At 71.7% G+C, this 22,915-nt stretch carries 18 protein-coding genes; 6 read left to right on the top strand and 12 right to left on the bottom strand.

Annotated elements, in window-relative coordinates:
- Window positions 1-44 precede the first annotated feature (44 nt).
- The 3 genes from ACH4RC_RS03525 to ACH4RC_RS03515 form a co-directional block, all read right to left on the bottom strand.
- Window positions 45-1,700, bottom strand: coding sequence for a BCCT family transporter (locus tag ACH4RC_RS03525; RefSeq protein ID WP_398195684.1), 1,656 nt, complete (start codon window positions 1,698-1,700; stop codon window positions 45-47).
- A 101-nt stretch (window positions 1,701-1,801) separates the two neighbouring features.
- Window positions 1,802-3,085 carry a M14 family metallocarboxypeptidase gene (locus tag ACH4RC_RS03520; RefSeq protein ID WP_398194559.1) on the bottom strand — a complete coding sequence of 428 codons (1,284 nt, stop codon included), beginning with the start codon at window positions 3,083-3,085 and terminating at the stop codon, window positions 1,802-1,804.
- The gene (locus ACH4RC_RS03515) at window positions 3,082-5,055 is read right to left on the bottom strand and encodes a Xaa-Pro dipeptidyl-peptidase (RefSeq protein ID WP_398194557.1); all 1,974 of its coding nucleotides are present in this window, start codon (window positions 5,053-5,055) and stop codon (window positions 3,082-3,084) included. The genes ACH4RC_RS03520 and ACH4RC_RS03515 overlap by 4 nt, the downstream gene beginning before the upstream one ends.
- A gap of 226 nt (window positions 5,056-5,281) precedes the next feature.
- Here ACH4RC_RS03515 and ACH4RC_RS03510 point away from each other — a divergent pair, with 226 nt between their 5' ends.
- Window positions 5,282-6,757 (top strand): M1 family metallopeptidase, encoded by a 1,476-nt coding sequence (locus tag ACH4RC_RS03510; protein ID WP_398194556.1) that lies wholly within the window; start codon window positions 5,282-5,284, stop codon window positions 6,755-6,757.
- 254 nt (window positions 6,758-7,011) lie between these two features.
- Here the strand turns inward: ACH4RC_RS03510 and ACH4RC_RS03505 are convergent, their stop codons facing one another.
- The 3 genes from ACH4RC_RS03505 to ACH4RC_RS03495 all read right to left on the bottom strand — a co-directional run bounded on the left by ACH4RC_RS03505 (window position 7,012) and on the right by ACH4RC_RS03495 (window position 9,746).
- Entirely contained in the window at window positions 7,012-7,851 is an 840-nt protein-coding gene (locus ACH4RC_RS03505) for an oxygenase MpaB family protein (RefSeq protein WP_398194554.1), read from the bottom strand.
- Window positions 7,852-7,956: 105 nt separating this feature from the next.
- Entirely contained in the window at window positions 7,957-8,238 is a 282-nt protein-coding gene (locus ACH4RC_RS03500) for a hypothetical protein (RefSeq protein WP_398194551.1), read from the bottom strand.
- Window positions 8,239-8,282: 44 nt separating this feature from the next.
- The gene (locus tag ACH4RC_RS03495) at window positions 8,283-9,746 is read right to left on the bottom strand and encodes an amino acid permease (protein WP_398194549.1); all 1,464 of its coding nucleotides are present in this window, start codon (window positions 9,744-9,746) and stop codon (window positions 8,283-8,285) included.
- 249 nt (window positions 9,747-9,995) lie between these two features.
- On the opposite strand from ACH4RC_RS03495, the gene ACH4RC_RS03490 reads away from it, so the two are divergent.
- Window positions 9,996-10,769, top strand: a complete 774-nt coding sequence (locus ACH4RC_RS03490; RefSeq protein WP_398195681.1) for a MerR family transcriptional regulator — start codon at window positions 9,996-9,998, stop codon at window positions 10,767-10,769.
- A gap of 35 nt (window positions 10,770-10,804) precedes the next feature.
- Here the strand turns inward: ACH4RC_RS03490 and ACH4RC_RS03485 are convergent, their stop codons facing one another.
- The 4 genes from ACH4RC_RS03485 to ACH4RC_RS03470 all read right to left on the bottom strand — a co-directional run bounded on the left by ACH4RC_RS03485 (window position 10,805) and on the right by ACH4RC_RS03470 (window position 16,902).
- Complete coding sequence (locus tag ACH4RC_RS03485) at window positions 10,805-12,976, bottom strand: 3-hydroxyacyl-CoA dehydrogenase NAD-binding domain-containing protein (protein WP_398194547.1); 2,172 nt, start codon at window positions 12,974-12,976, stop codon at window positions 10,805-10,807.
- A gap of 369 nt (window positions 12,977-13,345) precedes the next feature.
- Window positions 13,346-14,560: an acetyl-CoA C-acetyltransferase gene (locus tag ACH4RC_RS03480; RefSeq protein ID WP_398194545.1), complete on the bottom strand. Its 1,215-nt coding sequence runs from the start codon at window positions 14,558-14,560 to the stop codon at window positions 13,346-13,348.
- A 39-nt stretch (window positions 14,561-14,599) separates the two neighbouring features.
- Complete coding sequence (locus tag ACH4RC_RS03475) at window positions 14,600-15,742, bottom strand: acyl-CoA dehydrogenase family protein (protein ID WP_398194544.1); 1,143 nt, start codon at window positions 15,740-15,742, stop codon at window positions 14,600-14,602.
- 8 nt (window positions 15,743-15,750) lie between these two features.
- Window positions 15,751-16,902, bottom strand: a complete 1,152-nt coding sequence (locus tag ACH4RC_RS03470; RefSeq protein ID WP_398194541.1) for a CaiB/BaiF CoA transferase family protein — start codon at window positions 16,900-16,902, stop codon at window positions 15,751-15,753.
- 205 nt (window positions 16,903-17,107) lie between these two features.
- Between ACH4RC_RS03470 and ACH4RC_RS03465 the strand changes: the two genes are divergently transcribed.
- Window positions 17,108-18,325 carry a saccharopine dehydrogenase family protein gene (locus tag ACH4RC_RS03465; RefSeq protein ID WP_398194538.1) on the top strand — a complete coding sequence of 406 codons (1,218 nt, stop codon included), beginning with the start codon at window positions 17,108-17,110 and terminating at the stop codon, window positions 18,323-18,325.
- Here ACH4RC_RS03465 and ACH4RC_RS03460 read toward each other — a convergent pair.
- Both ACH4RC_RS03460 and ACH4RC_RS03455 read right to left on the bottom strand, forming a co-directional pair.
- The gene (locus ACH4RC_RS03460) at window positions 18,312-19,007 is read right to left on the bottom strand and encodes an endonuclease V (RefSeq protein ID WP_398194536.1); all 696 of its coding nucleotides are present in this window, start codon (window positions 19,005-19,007) and stop codon (window positions 18,312-18,314) included. The genes ACH4RC_RS03465 and ACH4RC_RS03460 overlap by 14 nt on opposite strands.
- A 53-nt stretch (window positions 19,008-19,060) precedes the next feature.
- Window positions 19,061-19,666 (bottom strand): MSMEG_1061 family FMN-dependent PPOX-type flavoprotein, encoded by a 606-nt coding sequence (locus ACH4RC_RS03455; protein WP_398194533.1) that lies wholly within the window; start codon window positions 19,664-19,666, stop codon window positions 19,061-19,063.
- 191 nt (window positions 19,667-19,857) lie between these two features.
- Here ACH4RC_RS03455 and ACH4RC_RS03450 point away from each other — a divergent pair, with 191 nt between their 5' ends.
- The 3 genes from ACH4RC_RS03450 (at window position 19,858) to ACH4RC_RS03440 (ending at window position 22,898) form a co-directional block, all read left to right on the top strand.
- A complete protein-coding gene (locus ACH4RC_RS03450) occupies window positions 19,858-20,868 on the top strand; it encodes a FecCD family ABC transporter permease (RefSeq protein WP_398194530.1) in 1,011 nt (336 codons plus the stop codon).
- The gene (locus tag ACH4RC_RS03445; protein WP_398194528.1) at window positions 20,865-21,914 is read left to right on the top strand and encodes a FecCD family ABC transporter permease; all 1,050 of its coding nucleotides are present in this window, start codon (window positions 20,865-20,867) and stop codon (window positions 21,912-21,914) included. The genes ACH4RC_RS03450 and ACH4RC_RS03445 overlap by 4 nt, the downstream gene beginning before the upstream one ends.
- A gap of 162 nt (window positions 21,915-22,076) precedes the next feature.
- Window positions 22,077-22,898, top strand: a complete 822-nt coding sequence (locus ACH4RC_RS03440; protein WP_398194525.1) for an ABC transporter ATP-binding protein — start codon at window positions 22,077-22,079, stop codon at window positions 22,896-22,898.
- Window positions 22,899-22,915 lie beyond the last annotated feature (17 nt).

Raw genomic sequence — 22,915 nt, 5'->3', positions numbered from 1 at the left:
GTGACCGCGGCTGCACACAATCCGCCACCGCGGTCACCGTCCGTTCAGTGTTTGCCGATCGGGTCCCCCTCCGTCCCCGGTCCCTCCCCCGGGCCGATGGTGATCTCGAAGTCGCCGCCGTACTTCTCGTGGCCCGCGACGACCGCGGCCTCGACCACTTCCAGACCCATGTCACCGCGGACGATGAGCGGATCGTGGCGCAGGTCGCGCATGAGGGCGACGCACATGCCGATCATCACGAGGGTGAAGGGCGCGGCGACGAGGATGGTGAGGTTCTGCAGGCCCGTCAGCGCGTTGCCGGAGCCGTCGCCGATGAGGAGCATGACGGCGGCGACCGCGCCGGTCACCACGCCCCAGAAGATGACGACGAAGCGGCCCGGTTCGAGGGCGCCCTTCTGGGAGAGCGTGCCCATGACGATGGAGGCGGCGTCGGCGCCGGAGACGAAGAAGATGCCGACCAGGACCATCACCAGGAGGCTCGTCGCCGTGGCGACGGGGAACTCCTGCAGCACGCCGAAGAGTTGCGCTTCCTGGGTGCTCGCGCCGGCGAGCCGGCCGTGTTCCTTCATCTTCATCGCCGTACCGCCGAAGACCGCGAACCAGATCAGGCTGACGGTGGAGGGGACGAGGATGACGCCGCCGACGAACTGGCGGATGGTGCGGCCTCGGCTGATGCGGGCGATGAACATGCCGACGAAGGGCGTCCAGGAGATCCACCAGGCCCAGTAGAAGACCGTCCAGCTGCCGAGCCAGTCGGCGACGCCCTTGCCGCTGGAGGCCTCGGTACGGCCGATGAGCTGGGGCAGGTCGCCCAGGTAGGCGCCGATGGAGGTGGGGAGGAGGTCCAGGACGATGATGGTCGGCCCCGCGATGAAGACGAAGGCGGCCAGGATGAGCGCGAGCACCATGTTGATGTTCGACAGCCACTGGATGCCCTTCTCCACGCCGGAGACGGCGGAGGCCACGAACGCCACCGTCAGGACGGCGATGATGGAGACGAGGAGGCCGGTGCCCGCCTTCTCCATCCAGTTCAGCTCCTCGAAGCCGGAGCCGATCTGGAGCGCGCCGAGGCCGAGCGAGGCCGCCGAGCCGAAGAGCGTGGCGAAGATCGCGATGATGTCGATGACCCGGCCCCACGCGCCGTGGGCGTGCTTCTCGCCGATGAGCGGCACGAAGACGGAGGAGATCGTCTGCCGCCTGCGCCGCCGGAACGTGCTGTAGGCGATGGCGAGTCCGACGACCGCGTAGATCGCCCAGGGATGCAGCGTCCAGTGGAACAGGGTCGTCGCCATGGCAGTCTCCATGGCGTTCGCCGCGTCCGCCGGGTCGGTGCCCGGCGGCGGCGACGTGAAGTGCGCCAGCGGCTCGCTCACGCCGTAGAACATGAGGCCGATGCCCATGCCGGCGCTGAACATCATGGCGACCCAGGAGACGGTGCGGAACTCCGGCTCCTCGCCCTCCTTGCCCAGCGTGATCTTCCCGTAGCGGCTGATCGCCAGCCACAGCGCGAAGACGACGAAGCCGGTGGCGGCGAGCATGAACGCCCAGCCGCCGTTGTGGATCAGGCCGTGGAGCGCGCTGGTGGAGACGGACTCCAGGTTGTCGGTCGCGACGGAGCCCCAGACCACGAAGGCGAGAGTGAGCACGGCGGTGACGCCGAACACGATCCGGTCCGTGGCGGGGCTCCGGCCGCCTGTCACGTCCTCGTCGGGGGTGGACGCGTCGGTGGGGGGTTTCTGCGGAGTTGACACTCTTCAGGACCTACCACATCCGACGCGTTCCACACCCGGTCATCAGGTGTTCAACAGTTGGTGTCGGGCGCCCCCTCCGTCACGTGGTACGGGGCCCGCGCGTCGAGGAACAGCGCGGCGAGGGCTCGCTGGGACTGGCGCAGCGGCACATACGCCCCGTCGCCCGTTCGCCGTACGGTGATGCCGTGCAGGGCCAACTCGTCCTTGTACTCGGCGTACTGGCCCTGGGTGAGCCGGTAGCCGCACGGCGGGTCCTGGATGATCTCGGCGGGTTCGGCCGGGTCGTTGTCGGCGCCGCCCACGTAGACGGGCCCGGTGTCGCGGAACCCGGCGAGGCGGGCGGCGTCCGTCGCCGCCGCGATCCGCACGGCCCGCTCACCCGTGAAGCGGAACAGGCCGCTCAGGGCGTGCAGTTGCGAGTCGCGGCGGCGCCGGTTGTTCAGCGACTCGTCGGCCTCCTCGGCGGGCGTGCCGGGGTCGACGCGGCTCTCGATGAGCAGGCCGATCGCGTGCTTGATGCCGGACATGTTGCGCAGGATGCGCTCCTGTCCGTCGCCCGCGGTCTGCTTGACCGGATCGCCGGTGACCGGGTCGGTCCAGATGCCGTACGTGCCCGTGGAGTGCCCGGCGGCGTTGGCGGCGGGCCGGACGTAGTCCAGGGAGAGCGTCTCGGCCTCGTCGTGGACGCGGGCGTTCGTGTTCAGGTTGCGCGGCCAGAGGTCGAAGAGGTCCTTGTCGTAGTACTCCGGGGTGGCCCCGTACTCGTGCAGGTCGTAGATGACGTTCGGCTCGCGGTCGCGGACGACGGCCGCCATCGCCCGCGCCTCGGCCGTCTGCAGGGCGATGTGGTCGCGGTTGATGTCGACGCCGTCGGAGTTGCCTCGGGTGTCGGCGGCGCGCCCGTCGGGGTTGGCGGTGGGCACGACGAGGAGCGTCGTGCGGGCCAGAAAGCGCTGGGTCGCCTTGTCCTTGGCGTACGCGAGGTCGCGGATCTCGGTGAGACACGCCTCGCGCCCGGACGGTTCGTCGCCGTGCTGGCTGCAGACCAGCAGCACGGTGGTGGCGGCGTGGCGGGCACCGACCCGCACGAGCTGCAGCGGACGGCCCTGCTTCGTCGTGCCGATGCGGGAGACGGAGACCTTGGCGGACGCCTTGTCGACGGCGGCGAGCAGGCGCTGCTCCTCGGGCTGGCTGGTCCAGCGGGCGCCGTGCGTCTGCTCGAAGCCGGTGCGCGGCGGCGTGCCGGTCGCCTGCGCCGGGACGGACGCCACGAGGGGGCCGGCCAGCGCCGCGACGGCGGTGGCCAGGGCCAGGGTGCGCTTACGGGACGTCATCGCTTGCCGCCTCCCGGGACGGGGCTGTCCTGCCGGAACGGGCTGAGGCCCTCGGCGCCGGTCGCGTGCGGAGCGGCGTGGTGCGAACCGGCGGTGGCCGCCGCGAACGCCTTGGCGCCGCCGACGACGGGGACGCCGGCCACGGTGCGCGACAGGTCGACGGTGAGCGTCGGCTTCGTCGACGGAGGGTCGATGAGGTCCTTGTCGGTCCCGGCGACGATCAGCGCGAGCCGGTGCCCCTTGGGCACGATGTGGTCGCTCGCGGCGAGCTGGAGCGTGAGCGTGTACTTCTTGCCGGGGGTCAGCGGGCGGCCCTTGTCGGGGTCGGCGTAGGTGCCGAGGTCGGCCCAGCCCCGGCTGAAGACCGTCGAGTCGACGTCGGCGGTCTTGGCCCGCGTGTTCTTGAAGCAGGAGCTGTCGCCGGTGGTGCTGGGGCCGTAGCAGCTGCGCTCGGTGAGCGTCGTGATGCCCTCACCGGCGGCGGCGTAGTCGCGGATCGTGGCAGGGCCGAGGTCGACCAGGACGGCGCTCAGGTGCGCGCTGGTGGTGGTCGGCGTCGCGGTGACCGTCACCTTCGAGGAGCCGGACAGACGCAGGTCCTTGCCGAGCGGGCGGCTGATGAACCCGGCTTTCTCCGGTGTCGAGGTGCCGATCCGCGCGGCCCAGTCGGTCTCGCTCAGCGCCGGGTCGTCGGTGAACGTCTCGGTGCCGCGGCCGGACGTGAGGCCGAGGGTGCCGACGCCGGGCGCGCTGCCCTTGGCGGGGCGCAGGGCGGTCGTGGCCGCCGCGCGCGCGGGCCACACCTTGTCGGTGCTCCAGCGGTCGGGGGCGCGCTCGATGTCGGCCATGGGCTCGCGGTCGACGCCGTTGTCGTAGCCGAGGAGTTCGTGGTCGAACCAGCGGTGCAGGGTGTCGACCCAGACGTCGCGGCGGAAGTCGAACGGGTCGACGTGGCCGGTCTGGGAGAGCCAGATCTTGCGCTCGACGCCGTTCTTCGCGAGCGCGTCCCACCACTGGCCGAAGTGCTTGGCGCGGACGTTGAGGTCCTGCATGCCGTGAACGACGAAGACGCTGGCCTTCACCTTGTGCGCGTCCTTGACGTAGTCGCGCTCCTCCCACAGCCGGGTCCAGTCACCGGTGCGGGGCGCTTCGTCGACGAGTCGCTGCTGCACGGCGGCGCAGCGGGCGCGGGCCTCCTCGCTCTCGACGTAGTCGGACAGCCACTCCGGGCCCGAGTCGTAGAGCGGGGCGCCCTGCTGGAAGTAGTAGTCGTACCAGGACGAGATCGCGCTGATCGGGACGATCGTCTCCAGGCCCTCGACGCCGGTCGCGGCGACGCCGTTGGCGATGGTGCCGTCGTAGCTCTTGCCGATCATGCCGGTGCGGCCGTTGGTCCAGGACGCCTGGGCGCGTTCGCCGCCGGTGCGGCTCGCGTAGCCCTTGGCCCGGCCGTTCAGCCAGTCGACGACGGCCTTGGCGGACTGCACGTCGGAGCGTCCGCCCACGTCGACACAGCCGTCGGAGCGGTTGGTCCCGGCGAGGTCGACGGCGACGAAGGCGTAGCCGCGGGGCACGAAGTAGTTGTCGTAGTAGAGCGGCATCTGGACGACATGGCCGTTCGCGTCGTACGTCTTCAGCTGCGACTCGTTGCCGCGCCCGCAGCAGGAGTAGTACGGGCTGGCGTCCATGATCACGGGGATCTTGCGGCCCTGCGCGGCGGCCTCGCGCGGGCGGACGATGTCGACGGCGACCCGGTCCGTCTTTCCGTCGTCGTCCCCGTCGACGCGGGTGTCGACCCAGACGGACTCACGGATCGCGTTCTCGTACGAGTAGACCGGCTGCGACTCGCGGGGAGCGGGTGCGGCCGCCCGTGCGGCGCCGGGGACGACGAGAACGGCGAGCAGCGCGGCGACGGCCGCGGCTGCGTACGTTCTCCAGAGCTGGCGGGTGCGTCTGGCAGGTATCGGCATGGCGCGGAAGCTACACGGGTCAACTCCTGTGCGACAGAGGGCCGCACGCACCGGTGACAGGCGTGTGGGACACAGAGGCACATGTCGGCCGAATGGCGATCATGTGACAGTGGGGGCCATGGACATGACCGGTGCGGCGGGTGCTGAATAGGCTCGCGAACGAGATCGAACCCGGCCTGGCCCGACGCGGTCAAGCCCTGGCCTGCCCCGACGACTTGGAGCTTTCGTGTACCGCAGACTCATCGCCCCCGGCGCGCTCGCGGCCTCCCTCATGCTGGCGATCCCGGCATCGGCCGCCGACTTCACGCCGGGCGCCACGGGCATCGGCGACCCCTACTACCCGGCGTACGGGAACGGCGGCTACGACGTCTCCCACTACGACCTGCGTCTGAAGTACCAGCCGAGGACGGACCTCCTGGAGGGCACGGCGACGATCCTCGCCTCCTCCACGCAGGACCTCTCCCGCTTCGACCTCGACTTCGGGCTCACCGCGAGCGAGGTCCGGGTGAACGGCAAGAAGGCGAAGTTCGCCAGGTCGGGCGTGCAGGAGCTGGAGGTGACGCCGGCCGCCGGACTGCCCGAGGGCACTCCGTTCACGGTCGTCGTGAAGTACGCGGGCAAGCCGTCCGAGGTGCAGCTGTGGGGCTTCACGTCCTGGCAGCGCACCCCGGACGGCGGTGTCGCCGCCAACGAGCCGGAGGCGGCCGCCTGGTGGTTCCCGTCCAACGACCACCCGCGCGACAAGGCCACGTACGACGTGTCGGTCGCCGTGCCGGACGGTACGCAGGCGATCTCCAACGGCACGCTGCAGTCGCAGAGTTCGAAGCTCGGCTGGACCCGGTTCAACTGGCGCTCCAGCAAGCCGCAGGCCACGTATCTCGCGACGCTCGCCGTCGGCAGATTCCACATTACGACCGACACGACGGCGGACGGCCTGCCGGTCGTCAACGCGTACAGCAAGGACCTCGGCGCGAACGAGGGCGCCGCGAAGGCCAGCGTCGAGCGGACGACCGAGGTCGCCGAGTGGCTGGAGACGGTCTTCGGGAAGTACCCCTTCGAGGCGCTCGGCGGGTACGTGCCGAACGTGCCGTCGTCCTTCGCCCTGGAGACGCAGACGCGCCCCTTCTACTCGCCCAAACAGTTCGCGAACGGCTCGAACGTCTCCGTCGTCGTGCATGAGCTGGCGCACCAGTGGTACGGCGACAGCGTCTCCGTCGACGGCTGGAAGGACATCTGGATCAACGAGGGTTTCGCCCGGTACAGCCAGTGGCTGTGGTCCGAGAAGGAGGGCGAGGGCACGGCCCGGGAACTGGCCGACTACGTGTACGCGCAGCACCCGGCGGACGATGCGTTCTGGCGGGTCAAGCCGGGTGATCCGGGGGCGGAGAACCAGTTCGCCGCCGCTGTGTACGACCGGGGGGCCGTCGCGGTACAGGCGCTGCGCGACGCGGTCGGGGAGAAGAAGTTCTTCAGGATTCTGAAGGGGTGGCCGACGGTGCACGCGTACGGCAACGCGAGTGTCTCCGACTTTGTGCAGTACGCCGAGAAGGTCTCCGGGAAGCCGCTGGCGGGGTTGTTCGACACGTGGCTGTACCAGCCGGTGAAGCCGGCCGCGCCCGCGTCGGGGGCGGTGTCGGTGCCCGCGCAGCCCAGGTCCTGGAAGAAGATCGCCGCTACGAACGGGGTGCATGCGGAGCACTGAGCGGCCGCGGGCGCGTGGTGGCTGGTCGCGCAGTTCCCCGCGCCCCTGAAGGCACGCGGCTTCGCCGCGCCTCCCCCGATGCCGCGCCTCCCACGAGGACGCGCCCCACGAGGACGCGCCCCACGAGGACGCGCCCCACGAGGACGCGCCCCACGAGGACGCGCCCCTGAAATGGCGCACGTAGTGCGCATTTCAGGGGCGCGGGGAACTGCGCGACCAGCCACGACGAGACGCGCACCCGGCCGACGGGCCGCTCATGGCAGACGAGTGGCCGCCCTCGCCCGACGCGCGAGCGGAAGGTACCTGAGGCGCTCCGGGAGGCGCGGCGCAGCCCACCGGACCAGCACCGCGAACCGGCGCAGGCGCCGCTCCTGGCGCGGCGTCCAGGCGAGGCCGACCGCCTCGCGCGCCTCCGGCGGGAGCAGCCCGGTCGCCAGGAACGCCATCGCGCGCGTGAGCACAGGCCGCACGGCCGGCCACAGCAGGCGCAGGACGGCGTGGCCGGGCGGCGGCGGGACGGGGCGGTCGCGGGCGGTCAGCTCGTCGACCACCACGTTCCGCCCGACCTCCTGGTCGAGCATCTTGCGGTAGTACGGCCAGAACTCCGCCGTCGTCTGCGGCATGTCCCGGTCGTGGATGCCGAGTATGCGACCGACCCGCAGCCACTCCGCGTAGAACTGTTCGTCCTCGGCCGGTGTGAAGGGCCGGGCGAAGTAGCGGCGGGCATAGCGGGCCACGGGGTAGCCCGTCGCGTGGACCCAGGCGTAGTAGGCCGGGGTCAGCGCGTGGTAGCGGCGGCCGTGCGGGTCGGTGCCCTGTACGGCGCGGTGCAGGCGGCGCAGCCGGCGGCCCTCCTCGGCCGCGTCCTCGCCGCCGTAGACCCACAGCAGCACCGAGGTGAGCGAGCGCTGCCCGCGCCCCCACGGATCGGTCCGGAACACGGAGTGCTCGTCGACGCCCGCGCCGACGGCGGGGTGCGCGACCTGGAGCACGAAGGCGGCCGGCAGCGCGAGCAGCGCGCGAATCTCACCGGCGGTCTCCCAGAGGATCCCGCCGACGGGGGGCGGCGGCGGGTCCGGGTCGTGCTGCTTCATGCGGCGTCCTGCGGGGCGTACGGGGATGGTGGTGCGTGCCCCTACCAGTGTGCGCCCCCGCCGGAACGGCCCGGACGCCGCCCCCGTACGCCCCCCTCGTGCCTCTCAGATCTCCCCGCCGTACCTCTTCGCCAGGTCCGACGCCAGTTCGGCCACGCACGTGCACAGGTCGGTCACGGCCGCCGTGTGGTGGGCGTCGGCCGGGGCGGGGTGCGGGGGGACCACGTGGGCCCGCAGGCGGGGCGGGGGCGGCGGTGGGGCGGGGGGTTCGGATGCCGTGGGGCGGGGGCGGCGGCGGATCGACGTGAGGAGCGCCGTTGCCGTGGTGGCCGCGAAGACCGCCAGGTGACCCGCCTTGAGATGAACGTCCCACGGAACCAGCGCCATGGCTGTGTCCTACCCGATCGGCACACCGGCGACGCCAGGCTCCGCTACTCCTCCCCGGGCGCCTCACGCGCCGCCTCGCGGGCGATGCGGCGGCGCGCGCCGAACCAGCCGACGACGAGCAGCAGCGCGACGACCGGGACGAGGGAGAGCGTCTTGCGGCCGGTCTCCGCGTCGTTCCACATGAGGCCGAGGACGAGGAGCAGGAAGGCGATGGTGACGATCTCGGTCACCGGCGACCACGGCAGGCGGAACTTCGGGCGCTCCACGAGACCCTGCTTGGCCCGGCGGACGAACGCCAGGTGCGCGACCATGATCATCACCCAGGTGCCGATGATGCCGATCGAGGAGATCTCGATGACGATCTCGAAGGCGTCGTGCGGGAGCAGGTAGTTCAGGCCGACGCCGAGGACGCCGACGCCCGCGGTGAGCAGGATGCCGCCGTAGGGCACCTGGCTGCGGTTCATTCGGGCGGTGAACCTGGGCGCGGAGCCCGACATCGCCATGGAGCGCAGGATGCGGCCGGTGGAGTACAGGCCGGAGTTGAGCGAGGACATGGCGGCGGTCAGCACGACCAGGTTCATGATGTCGCCGATGCCGCCGATGCCCAGCTTGCTGAACAGGGTGACGAAGGGGCTCTCGTTCGAGGAGTACGACGTCGAGGGCAGCAGCAGGGCGAGCACGAGGACCGAGCCGCAGTAGAACAGGGCGACGCGCCACATGATGGAGTTCACCGCGCGCGGGACGACCTTCTGCGGCTCGGCCGTCTCACCGGCGGCGACGCCGACCAGTTCCAGGGCCGCGTACGCGAACACGACGCCTTGCATGACGAGGACCACCGACATGAAGCCGCTCGGCATGATGCCGCCATGGTCAGTGATCATGTTCAGCCCTGGTGTGCGGCCGTCGACCGGGTGCTGCGTGGCGAGCAGGAAGATGCCGACCAGCAGGAACGCCACGAGCGTGGCCACCTTGACGATCGAGAACCAGAACTCCATCTCGCCGAAGTACTTCACCGAGACGAGGTTCACGCTGAGCACGACCGCGAGGGCGATCAGGGCGAGCACCCACTGCGGGACCGAGGTGAAGGCGGACCAGTACTGCGTGTAGAGCGCGATCGCCGTGATGTCCGCGATGCCGGTCATCGACCAGTTGAGGAAGTACATCCAGCCGGCGACGTAGGCGCCCTTCTCGCCCAGGAACTCACGCGCGTACGACACGAAGGAACCGGAGGAGGGCCGGTAGACGACCATCTCGCCGAGGGCGCGCACCACCAGGTACGCGAAGACGCCGCAGACGAGGTAGGCGAAGACGAGGGCGGGGCCCGCCGAGTGGAGGCGGCCGCCCGCGCCCAGGAAGAGTCCGGTGCCGATCGCGCCACCGATCGCGATCATGTTGACGTGGCGGGCCTTGAGGTCCTTGCTGTAACCGGCGTCGCCCGCGTCGGCGGGCGTCCGGGGCGCATCCGTGGGGGATGCGTCCACGGCCGTGTTCACGGCGTCCTTGCTCACGTGGGGGTGTCCACTCTGTGGTGCCCGGCGGCAGGGAGCCGGCCGGGGTCCGGATGTACTGAGAGCGGCCCGCGGCACCCCTGACAGTGCGCGGACCGACGGTGCACCTTCCCCCAGAGATCACCGACGATGCGGTGGCACAGATCACATAGCGGTTCTTCTCACAAGGAGGTAGGGGGTCGCGCAGGGCACTTTCACAACATCGGTGTGTCAGCAATACTGTTGAACCCGATCGAGCCCGAGGCGGACATGACGACCGACATCACGACGGACAGCACGACGGACAGCGAAGGCGGCGGGACTGCCGCCTCCCCCACGCTGACCGTCGACGAACTGGCCGGGCGCGCGGGCGTCACCGTCCGCACGATCCGCTTCTACAGCACGCGCGGCCTTCTGCCGCCGCCGGTGATCGGCCCGCGCCGGGTCGGGCACTACGGGCAGGACCATCTGTCGCGGCTCGCGCTGATCGAGGAGTTGCAGCACCAGGGCATGACGCTCGCCGCGATCGAGCGCTATCTCGAACAGCTGCCGCCCGACCTGAGCGCCCACGACCTCGCGATACACCGTGCGGTGGTGGCGAGCTGGGCGCCGGACGCGGCGGAGGACATGGACCTCGCCGAGCTGGAGCGCAGGGCGGGCCGCGCCCTGTCGGGGACCGACCTCGACCGGCTCTCCGCCATGGGCGTCATCGCGTACGAGGAGGAGGGCGACGCCTACCGCGTGGACATCGGCCTGCTCCGCCTCGGCGTGCAGCTGCTCGGCGTGCCCATCGCGCACGAGACGATCCTCGCCGCGCGCACCGTCCTCATGGAGCACACCCGGCAGGCGGCGCACGAGCTGTCGCGGCTGTTCCGGGACGAGGTGTGGGGCCCGTACCGGGAGCAGGAGTCGGACCCCGAGCACCTGGCGGCGATGAAGTCCCTGTCGGCCCATATGCAGCCGATGGTGGTGCAGGCGCTGGTGACGGCGTTCCAGCGGTCGCTCAAGGAGGAGCTGCGGGAGGCGTTCCGCGCCGAGGGCTGAACGGACGGATGGGACGCCTCCCGCCTGCGACGTGACTAGTCCTCGAAGGTCTCGCCGCTCCCGGCCTTCTGGACGAGGAGCGCGGGCGGCAGGAACCGGTCGCCGTAGCGCTCGGCCAGCTCGCGCGCGCGGGCGACGAATCCGGTGAGGCCGCCCTCGTAGCCGTTGATGTACTGGAGCACGCCGCCGGTCCAGCCGGGGAAGCCGATGCCGAAGATGGAGCCGATGTTGGCGTCGGCGACGGACGTCAGGACGCCCTCCTCCAGGAGGCGTACGGTGTCGAGCGCCTCCGCGAAGAGCATGCGCTCCTGCATGTCCTCGAACGGGATCTCCGCGTCCGGCTTCGTGAAGTGCTCGCGCAGGCCCGGCCAGAGCCCGGCGCGCCTGCCGTCCTCGCCGTACTCGTAGAAGCCCGCGCCGCCGCTGCGTCCGGGGCGGCCGAACTCGTCGACCATGCGGTCGATGACGCCCTCGGCGGGGTGCGGGGTCCATTCGCCGCCCGCCTCGACGATCGCGGCCTTGGTCTCGTTGCGGATCTTGCGGGGCAGGGTGAGGGTCAGCTCGTCCATGAGGGAGAGGACCTTGGCCGGGTAGCCCGCCTGGCCGGCGGCCTGCTCGACGGAGGCGGGCTCGATGCCCTCGCCGACCATGGCGACGCCCTCGTTGATGAAGTGGCCGATGACCCGCGACGTGAAGAAGCCGCGCGAGTCGTTGACGACGATCGGCGTCTTGTTGATCTGCCGTACGAGGTCGAACGCGCGGGCGAGCGCCTCGTCACCGGTCTGCTCGCCCTTGATGATCTCGACGAGCGGCATCTTGTCGACCGGTGAGAAGAAGTGCAGGCCGATGAAGTCCGAGCGGCGTTCGACGCCTTCGGCGAGGACGCTGATCGGGAGGGTGGAGGTGTTGGAGCAGAGCAGGGCGTCGTCGGCGACGACGTGCTGGATCTCCTGGAACACCTTGTGCTTGAGCGACGGGTCCTCGAAGACGGCCTCGATGACGGCGTCGCAGCCCGCGAGCGCCTGCGGGTCGGCGGTCGGGGTGATGCGGGCGAGCAGCGCGTCCGCCTTCTCCTGGGTGGTGCGGCCGCGCTTCACCGCCTTCTCGCACAGCTTCTCGGAGTAGTTCCTGCCCTTGGCGGCGGCCTCGTCGGAGACGTCCTTGAGGACGACCTCGATGCCCGCGCGGGCGCAGGAGTAGGCGATGCCCGCGCCCATCATGCCGGCGCCGAGGACGGCGACCTTCCGGACCTTGCGGGGTGCGACGCCCTTCGGACGGTTGGCACCGCTGTTGACGGCCTGGAGGTCGAAGAAGAACGCCTGGATCATGTTCTTCGCGGTCTGGCCCGTGACCAGCTCGGTGAAGTAGCGGGCCTCGATCGTCAGGGCCGTCTCGAAGTCGACCTGGGAGCCCTCGACGGCGGCCGCGAGGATGTTGCGCGGGGCCGGGTAGGGGGCGCCGTTCAGCTGCTTCTTCAGGTTGGCCGGGAACGCGGGGAGGTTCGCGGCGAACTTGGGGTTGGCCGGGGTGCCGCCCGGGATGCGGTAGCCCGGCTTGTCCCAGGGCTGCTGCGACTCGGGGTTGGCGTCGATGAAGGCGCGGGCCTTCTCGATCATCTCCTCGGGGGTCGCGGCGATCTCATGGACCAGGCCGTTCTCCAGGGCGCGCCGCGGGGCGTACTGGGTGCCCTGGAGGAGGACCTTCAGGAGGGCGTCGGCGATGCCCATGAGGCGGACGGTGCGGGTGACACCGCCTCCGGCGGGGAGCAGGCCCAGGGTGACCTCGGGGAGGCCGATCTTCGACCCCGGTGCGTCCAGTGCTACGCGGTGGTGGCTGGCGAGGGCGATCTCGTAGCCGCCGCCCAGGGCCGCGCCGTTGATCGCCGCGACGACCGGCTTGCCGAGGGTCTCGATGCGGCGCAGCGAGTTCTTGATGCCGATGCCGGTCTCGAAGACGGCCTGAGCGTCCTCGGGGCCGGCCTTCATCATGTCCTTCAGGTCACCGCCCGCGAAGAAGGTCTTCTTGGCGGAGGTGTAGATGATCCCGCGGATCGAGTCCCGCTCGGCCTCGGCGCGGTCCGCGATCGCGGCGATGGAGTCCTTGAACGCCTGGTTCATGGTGTTCGCGGACTGGTTGGGGTCGTCGAGGACGAGGGTGACGATGCCGGTGTCGTCCTGCTGCCAGTGGATGGTGGTGCTCTGCGTCATGACTGCGTCTCCGTGAAGTCTCGGGCGGGGGTTCTTTGGCGGGCGAGGGTGTGGGGCGGCGAGTTCGGGGGCGGGGCCGGGGCGGAGTCCGGGGCGGGTGGTGGTGTCCCGTCGCCGGGTGCGGGTGCGTCGTGGCTGGTCGCGCAGTTCCCCGCGCCCCTGAGATGCGCACTGCGTGCGCCATCTCACCGGACACGGCCCGTCCGCCCGCCAAGATGGCGCGGGGACATGCCGCGGCCTCCGCGGGCTGATGGGGCTGCGGCGGAGCCGCATGCTCCAGGGGCGCGGGGAACTGCGCGACCAGCCACGACGCATCCGCACCCGCATCCGCATCCGCACCCGGCACCGGGACACGCACCCCCTACGGCGCTACACCCGCTCCACGATCGTCGCGATGCCCATCCCGCCCCCGACGCACAGAGTGGCCAGCCCGTACCGGAGGTCCCTGCGCTCCAGCTCGTCCACGAGCGTGCCCAGGATCATCGCCCCGGTCGCCCCCAGCGGATGCCCGAGCGCGATCGCCCCGCCATTGACGTTGACCTTGTCCAGAGACAGGCCCATGTCCCGCACGAAGCGGAGCACAACCGCCGCGAACGCCTCGTTGATCTCGACGAGGTCGATGTCGTCGATGGTCAGCCCCGCCTTGGCGAGCGCCTTGCGGGTCGCGGGCGCGGGCCCGGTGAGCATGATGGTGGGCTCGGAGCCGGACACGGCGACCGAGACGACACGGGCGCGCGGCGTCAGCCCGTACCGCTCGCCGACCTCGCGGGAGCCGATGGCGACGAGGGAGGCGCCGTCGACGATGCCGGAGGAGTTGCCCGCGTGGTGGACGTGGTCGATCTTCTCGACCCAGTGGTACTTCTGCAACGCGACCGCGTCGAACCCGCCGAGGTCGCCGATGTCCTTGAAGGACGGCTTCAGCTTGGCGAGCGAGTCGGCCGTCGTGCCCGGGCGCAGGAACTCGTCGTGGTCCAGGACGGTCAGGCCGCTGCGGTCCTTCACCGGAACCACCGACCGGTCGAAGCGCCCGTCCTTCACCGCGGCAGCGGCCCGCTCCTGGGAGAGCGCCGCGTACTCGTCCACGTCACGCCGCGAGAACCCCTCGATCGTCGCGATGAGGTCGGCGCCGATGCCCTGCGGCACGAACCCGGTGTCGTAGTTGGTCATCGGGTCGGCGAACCAGGCACCGCCGTCGGAGGCCATCGGCACCCGCGACATCGATTCGACGCCACCGGCGAGGACGAGGTCCTCCCAGCCCGAACGGACCTTCATCGCGGCGAGGTTGACGGCTTCGAGGCCCGACGCGCAGAAGCGGTTCTCCTGGACTCCGGCGACCGTGTCGGGCAGCCCGGCCGCGATCGCGGCGACGCGGGCGATGTCGGAGCCCTGGTCGCCGACGGGGCCGACGACGCCGAGCACGATGTCGTCGATCGCGGCGGGGTCGAGGTCCGGGAAGCGGGCCCGGATCTCGTGGATGAGGCCGACGACCAGGTCGATCGGCTTGGTGCCGTGCAGGGAGCCGGTGGCCTTGCCCCGCCCGCGCGGGGTGCGGATCGCGTCGTACACGTACGCGTCAGTGGTCACGGAAGTGCCTTTCGGAGCGACAGGGAACGAGGGTGAGGGTCAGGACAGCAGCGAGCGGCCGATGATCTCCTTCATGATCTCGGTCGTGCCGCCGTAGATGGTCTGGATGCGCCCGTCGGTGAACGCCTTCGCGACGCGGTACTCGGTCATGTACCCATACCCGCCGTGCAGTTGGAGGCAGCGGTCCGCGACACGCTTCTGGAGTTCGGTCGCCCACCACTTCGCCATGGAGGCGTGCACGGCGTCGAGCGTGCCGGCCGCGTGGTCCTCGATGCAGCGGTCCAGGAACGTACGGGTGACGGCGCACTCGGTGGCCATCTCGGCTATCTCGAACCGGATGTGCTGGAGCTTGGCGAGCGGCCGCCCGAAGGCCTCGCGCTCCTTGACGTAGGTCGTGGTGATCTCCAGGAGGTGCTCGGCGGCGGCGATCGCGGCGACGGCGATGCCCATGCGCTCCTGGGCGAGATTGGTCATCAGGTGGATGAACGCGCCGTTGAGCTCGCCGAGCAGATTCTCCTTCGGGACGCGTACGTCGTCGAAGAAGAGCTCGGCCGTGTCCTGCGCCTTCTGGCCGATCTTGTCGAGGTTGCGCCCGCGCGTGAAACCGTCCATGCCGCGCTCGACGACGAGCAGGGACAGGCCGTGCGCGCCGCCGTCCCGCGTGGTCCTGGCGACGACGACGACGAGGTCGGCGAGGATGCCGTTGGAGATGAACGTCTTGGAGCCGTTGAGCAGCCAGTGGTCGCCCTTGTCGTCCGCCGTCGTGCGGATGCCCTGGAGGTCGGAGCCTGCGCCGGGTTCGGTCATCGCGACGGCGGTGATCGTCGAACCGTCGCAGAACCCGGGCAGCCAGCGCCGCTTCTGCTCCTCGGTGGCGAGGGAGGTCAGGTACGGGCCGATGATGTCGTTGTGCAGGCCGACGGCGAGCCCGGCGGCGCCCGCGCGCGTGAACTCCTCGGCGAGGACGGCGCTGTAGCGGAAGTCGGTGTTGCCGCCGCCCCCGTACTCCTCCGGGACGGCGAGGCCGAGGAGCCCCTGGCGTCCGGCGGCGAGCCAGGCCTCGCGCGCGACGATGCCGTCCTTCTCCCACTGCTCGTAGTGCGGGGTCACCTCCTTGGCGAGGAAGGTGCGGACGGTCTCGCGGAACGCCTCGTGCTCGGCGCTGAACAGGCGTCGCTCCATGCTCGCGATCAACTGCCTTTCGTGGGGTGGTCGGTCATCAGGTCCGGTACGTCCCAGTCGCGCGCCACCTCGGCCGTGTGGTCGCCCGGCCGGGCCGGGCCCGTACGCACGGCGGTCGGCGTGGCCGAGAAGCGCGGCGCGGGCGCGGGCTGCGTGATGCCGTCGTGGTCGACGAAGGTGGCGCGGGCGGCGAGGTGCGGGTGGTCCGGGGCCTCCCGCAGCGACAGGACGGGCGCGGCGCAGGCGTCGGAGCCCGCGAAGATCTCGGCCCATTCGTCCCGCGTACGTTGCTTGAAGCGGGCGGCGACGGCGTCGCGCAGCTCGCCCCAGCGGGCCAGGTCGCCGCGCGCGGGCGCCACCGCGGTGAGGCCCATGAGCTCCATGAACTCGTCGTAGAACCGCTGTTCAAGGGCGCCGACCGCCATGTACCGGCCGTCCGCGGTCTCGTAGGTGCCGTAGAAGGGGCAGCCGCCGTCGAGGAGGTTGGCGCCGCGCCGGTCCTGCCAGCCGCCGGCCGCGAGCATGCCGTGGATCATCGCGGTGAGGTGGGAGGTGCCGTCGACGATCGCGGCGTCCACGACCTGTCCGACGCCGGTCGCGCGCGCGTGGTGGAGCGCGGCGAGGACGCCGACGACGAGGTAGAGGGAGCCGCCCGCGTAGTCGCCGACGAGGTTGGCGGGGACGGTCGGCGGCTCGTCGGGCTCGCCGATCATGCCGAGGGCGCCGGTGACCGCGATGTACCCGATGTCGTGCCCGGCGCGCTGCGCGAGCGGCCCGTCCTGCCCCCAGCCGGTCATCCGGCCGTAGACGAGCTTCGGGTTGCGGGCGTGACAGGCGTCGGGGCCGACCCCGAGGCGTTCGGTGACGCCGGGCCGGTAGCCCTCGATCAGCACGTCGGCGCGCTCGGCGAGGCGCAGCACCGCCTCGACGCCGTCCGCGCTCTTCAGGTCGACGATCACGGACCGCTTGTTGCGGTTGGTCACGTCGTACCCGGGGTCGATCGCGAGCCCCGCGCCGCCGGGTCTGTCCACCCGTACGACCTCGGCGCCGAGGTCGGCCAGGAGCATCGCTGCGAACGGTCCCGGGCCGATCCCGGCGAGCTCGACCACGCGCACCCCGGCGAGCGGGCCGCCGCCGGCTTCCGTGCCTGCCACTGCCATCCCGCCACGCCCCCAGTCTGTGACACAACTGATGTAACACCAGTGATGCTATGAAGACGATCCGGTCAGCACAACCCCCTGACGAGCAAGCGCTCAGTCAAACTGTGGTCCCATGAGGCCCGCCACGGTGGGCCGACGGTGCGCGCGCTAGCCTCGGCCCACCGACCACGGCACGTACGTTCGCGAAAGTCTGGAGAGGGGTGTCATGAACAGGTCTGGTAACCCTGGTGAAGCCGGGCGCACGGACAAGGCCTACGACATGGTGCTGTTCGGTGCGACCGGCTTCGTCGGGATGCTCACCGCCGAGTACCTCGCGGCACACGCCCCGGAGGGGCTGCGCTGGGCGATCGCCGGTCGCGACCTGAGCAAGCTGGAGCGGCTGCGCGAGCGGCTCACCGGCATCGACCCGGCCTGTGCGGTGCTGCCCCTGGAACGCGCCGACGTGGCCGACGCGGTGTCGCTGCGCGAACTCGCCTCCCGCGCGCGCGTGGTGGCCACGACCGTGGGCCCGTACCTGAAGTACGGGGAGGGTCTGGTCGCGGCGTGCGCCGAGGCGGGCACCGACTACGTGGACCTCACGGGTGAGCCCGAGTTCGTGGACCGTATGTACGTACGGCACGACGCCCGCGCGCGCGAGACGGGCGCGCGCCTGGTCCACGCGTGCGGCTTCGACTCGATCCCGCACGACCTGGGCGCGTATTTCACGGTACGACAGCTGCCGGAGGGCGTGCCGCTGCGGGTCGACGGTTTCGTGTGGACGAACGCCACGCTCTCGGGCGGGACGTTCGCGACCGCGCTGAACCAGTTCGGGCGCGCGCGGCAGATGCTCGCCGCGCAGCAGGAGCGGCGCCGCCATGAGCCGCGGCCCGCCGGGCGCACCGCGTACGCGCCGACGGGGGCGCCCCGGTACGCCAAGGAGGTCGGGGCGTGGGCGGTGCCGCTGCCGACGATCGACCCGCGCGTGGTGCAGCGCTCCGCGCGGGCCCTGGAGCGCTACGGCCCGGACTTCCGCTACCGGCACTACGCGGCGATGCGGACGCTGCCGTTCGCGGTGGGCGGCGCCGCCGTCACCGGGGCGTTGTTCGCCGCGGCCCAGGTGGCGCCGGTGCGTCGCTGGCTGGGCGGCCGGCTGCTGCCCGGCGACGGGCCCGACGAGGCGCGCCGCGCCAAGAGCCGGTTCTCGGTGCGGTTCGTGGGCGAGGGCGGCGGGCGCCGGGTCTACACCGAGGTGTCCGGCGGCGATCCCGGGTACGGCGAGACCGCGAAGATGCTGGCGGAGTCCGCGATCTGTCTGGCGCAGGACGAACTCCCGGACACGGCGGGCCAGGTGACCACGGCCGTGGCGATGGGGGACGCCCTGATCGACCGTCTGCAAAAGGCGGGGCTCAGGTTCCGCGTCGCGGCGTCGGTCACCGCTCCGTGAGGCCGAGCAGCGCGTCCCGGCACAGCCGGTCGGCCCTGCGGGTCGTCTCCGGGAGGCGGTAGGCGGGGGTCAGGGCGAGCGTGTGCGCGCACGCGTTCGCCAGGGAGACGCGGTGGCCGACCGAGACGTACACGGGCTTCACGCCGTCGCGGGTGCGCAGGGCGCGGCCGACCTCCTCGTCCCCGTCCAGCAGCGCGGCGGCGCTCCCCCGTTCGCGCCCCAACGCGCCGTGCGTGAAGGCGAACGGGTTCTTGGCGACGCCGATCGTGGGCAGCCCGGTGACCACGCCCAGATGGCTCGCCAGGCCGAAGCGGCGCGGATGGGCGAGGCCGTAGCCGTCGCAGACGACGAGGCCGGGGTCGGCGCTCAGCGCCTCCAGGGCGCCGAGCACCGCCGGTATCTCACGGAACGCCAACAGGCCGGGCACGTAGGGGAAGGCGACGCGTCCGACGGACGTGGCCTCCTCGACGACATCGAGCGTGGCGGCGTCCAGGACGACGGCGGCCGCCGCTACGACATCGTGCGCGTCGTCGTAGGCGACGTCGATCCCCGTGACGGTGGCGGTCCCCGGTTCCGGCCCCGTCTCGTCGAGGACGACGCGGTCGCGCAGCGCGCCCTGCACCGCACACGCCGCCGTCTCGTCCGTCGGCCAGCCTTCCGGGACCCCCGTGATCATCTGCATCGAGCCAGCCTAGAAGTACCGGCAGGCCTGGAAGTACCGGCAGGCCTGGAAGTTCAGGACTTCTCCCACGTCTGCGGGCTCCACAGGCCCGCGCGGCGCAGCGACTGCGGGCAGTGCAGGTAGATGTCGTCGATGTCGAGGAGCAGCGCGAGCGCGGGGCGCCGGCCCTTGACCGTCATGGCGTCGAAGAAGGGCGCGTCGGTGAGGATGCGGGCCCGGCCGTTGACGCGCAGGACCTCGGTGGCGCCGGGTATCAGGAACAGCAGGCCCGCGTGCGGGTTCTCCAGGATGTTGTGGAAGCTGTCGCCGCGCCGGTTCCCCGGCCGGTCCGGGAGGGCGAGCGTGGTGTCGTCGACGATGTGCGCGAAGCCGGGGCCGTCCCCGCGCGGCGACACGTCGCAGTTGCCGCGGGCGTCGGCGGTGGAGAGCAGGCAGAACGGGGAGCGGGCGATGATGCTCCGGTCGAGGTCCTCGAGGCGCGGGTGGACCTTGTCGATGACGATGGGATGCGGCTCGCCGAGGATCTCGCGCAGATGGTCCGCGGAGCGCAGTTCCACGTAACCGGCGTCCGTGGCCGTGCAGTCCGGGCCCGTAGCCGTAGCCACAGCTGTGGCCGTGGTGTCCGTGGCCTTGATGTCCGTGGCCGTGGTGTGCGGCAAGCCAGCTCCTGAGTTCGCGATCGGTCTCCGGCGGTGTCCGCGGAGGGTCCGCCTGTCCGCCGAGAGTAGTTGCTGCGTGAACATTATCGGGTGTTAGGTTAGCCTCACCTAAAACCTGGAACCTTTCGTTCCGGTGTCGGCCGCCGCGCGGCCGAACAGCAGTCACGGGAACGGAAGCAGGGCAAGTCAGCGTGGCAGGACGAAGAACGGGGCGGTTGCTCCTCGGGCTCGGCGGGGTCGCTCTCGTCCTCGTGGCCGCCGTGGCGCTCAGCCTCGGCGTCGGCTCGGGGCATGTACCGCTCCCCGATGTCGTCGACGGCCTCCTCCGCCCGGACCGCGGCGTCCGTGCGCAGCTCATCGTGCGCGAGGTCCGCATGCCGCGCACGGCGGCCGGTCTCCTCGCGGGCCTGGCGCTCGGCCTCGCGGGCACCGTCATGCAGGGCATCGCCCGCAACCCCCTCGCCGACCCCGGCCTGTTGGGCGTCAACGCCGGAGCCTCCGTCTTCGTCGTCTTCGCCATCAGCGTGCTCGCCCTGGCCGACCCCCGGCAGTACATCTGGTTCGGCTTCCTCGGCGCGTGCCTGGCCGCCGTCCTCGTCTACGGGATCGGCAGCCTCGGCCGCGAGGGCGCGACCCCGGTGAAGCTGGCCCTGTCCGGGGCCGCCGTCGCCGCCGCGCTCTCCGCCCTGACCAGCGCGATGCTCCTGACGGACGCCAGGACGTTCGACCAGTTCCGGTTCTGGCAGGTCGGCTCGCTCACCGGCCGCGAGGGCGACGTGCTGTGGCAGGCGCTGCCCTTCATCACCGTCGGCGCGGTCCTGGCCCTCGCGCTCGGCCCGCAGCTCAACACCCTCGCCCTCGGCGACGACACGGCCCGCGGGCTCGGTCAGCGGATCGCGCCGGCGCGGCTCGGCGCGGCGGCCTGTGTGGTCCTCCTGTGCGGGGCCGCCACGGTCGTCGCGGGGCCGATCGCCTTCGTGGGCCTGGCCGTTCCGCACGCGGCGCGGCTGATCACCGGCCCCGACTACCGCTGGATCCTCCCGTACAGCGCCCTGCTCGCGCCCGCCGCGCTGCTGCTCGCCGACGTCGTCGGCCGGCTGATCGCACGGCCCGGCGAGGTCCAGGTCGGTGTCATGACGGCCGCGCTGGGCGCGGTCCCGTTCGTCCTGCTCGTGCGGCGCAGAAAGACGGTGGAGCTGTGAGCGGCGCGGTCGCGACCGGAGCGGTCGCCCGGGTGGCCGCCGTACGACGCCGGGGACGCGCCCGGTACGCCATGGTCAGCGGCGGTCTCGTCCTGGCCGCGTTCGCCGCCCTGTGCCTGGCCCTCGGCTTCGGCGACTACACGATCCCGGTGCCGGACGTCCTCGCCACCCTGCTCGGCGGCGGCGACGGCGGAACCCGGTTCGTCGTCCTCGAACTGCGCCTGCCGCGCGCCCTCCTGGCGCTCCTCGTCGGCTGCTGCTTCGGCTTGTCGGGCGCGGTGTTCCAGACCCTGCTGCGCAATCCGCTGGCGAGCCCCGACGTGATCGGGGTGAGTTCGGGCGCGGGCGCCGCCGTCGTCGTGGCGGGCGGGCTCGGCGGGCTGAGCGGGACGCCGCTGTCGTTCGTGGCGCTCGCGGGTTCCCTGGCCACCGGCGCGGCGGTCTATCTGCTCGCCTGGCGCAAGGGCGTGAGCGGGTACCGGCTCGTCCTCGTCGGCCTGGGCATAGGGACGGGGCTGTCCAGCATCATCTCGTACCAGATGACCCGGTCGGACGTCACCGAGGCGCAGACCGCGTTCCTGTGGCTGGCGGGCAGCCTCAACGGGCGCTCCTGGCCGCACTTCTGGCCGCTGCTCGTCGGCGCCGCGCTGCTGGTGCCGCTGACCACGCTGGCCGCCCGGGCGCTGCCCGCGCTGCAGCTCGGCGACGACACGGCGGGCGGGCTCGGCTCACGTGTCGAGCGGGACCGGCTCGCGCTGCTCGCCTGCGCCACCGCCCTCGCGGGCATCGCGACGGCCGCCGCCGGGCCCGTCGGCTTCGTCGCCTTCGTGTCGCCGCCCATCGCGCGGCGCCTGGTCCCCGGCCAGGGCGCGGCGCTGCTGCCGTCGGCCGCCACGGGCGCGCTGCTCGTCGTCGTCGCCGACTTCGCCGGGCAGCACCTGGTCCCGGGCGCCCAGTTGCCGGTCGGCATCGTCACGAGCGTGATCGGCGCCCCGTACCTGCTGTGGCTCCTCGCCCGCTCCAACCGCGCGGGGCAGGGCGGCTGACGTGCTCGCGCTCCGGACGCCGGCCGCCCAGCGGCGAGGAGAAGACAGCGGTGACCTCCCCGCGCCCGCCGCGGGCGCACCACGCCGCCCGGGGCGGATCGGCTGACCGTGCCCGCGCCCCGCACACCCCCGCCCCCCGACCGCGAACACCAGGAGACCCCCGTGGCTTCCGCGCACACCCTGCAAGCCCGTGGGCTCGAACTCGGTTACGGCGAGCGCCGGATCGTCCGCGACCTCGATGCCGACATCCCGGCCGGCCGGATCACCGTCGTGGTCGGGCCGAACGCCTGCGGCAAGTCGACGCTGCTGCGCTCGATGGCCCGGCTGCTCGCGCCGACCGCGGGCACGGTGCTGCTCGACGGGCGCAGCGTGCACGAGATGTCGACCAAGGAGGTGGCGGCGGTGCTCGGCGTGCTGCCGCAGACGCCGGTCGCCCCCGAGTCGATCACCGTCGCCGATCTGGTCGGCCGGGGCCGCTATCCGCACCAGGGCTGGTTCCGGCGGTGGACGCCCGCCGACGACGAGGCGGTGGCCACCGCGCTGCACGCCACCGACGTCCTCGACCTCGCCGAGCGCTCCCTCGACGAACTCTCCGGTGGCCAGCGCCAGCGCGTCTGGATCGCCATGGCCCTGGCCCAGGAGACGGACGTCCTGCTGCTCGACGAGCCGACGACCTACCTCGACATCAGCCATCAGCTCGACGTCCTGGACCTGCTGACCGACCTGAACCGGGAGCGCGGCGTCACGCTCGTCGTGGTCCTGCACGACCTCAATCTCGCCTGCCGCTACGCCGATCACCTCGTCGCGATGAAGGACGGCGCGATCGTCGCCGAGGGCGCGCCCTCGGACATCGTCACCGAGGCCCTGGTCGAGAAGGTGTTCGGGCTGCGCAGCGCCGTCGTCCCCGACCCGGCGTCCGGCACCCCGCTCATCGTCCCCATGGGGCGCCACCACATCAGCGCCACGACCCCGCACGACCGGTAAGACACAACCAGCGAGAA

This window comes from Streptomyces sp. NPDC016845, from assembly GCF_044332585.1.
Taxonomy (GTDB): Bacteria; Actinomycetota; Actinomycetes; order Streptomycetales; family Streptomycetaceae; genus Streptomyces.
The sequence above is the reverse complement of the archived record's forward strand: the minus strand, read 5'-3'. Positions and strand labels throughout refer to the sequence as shown.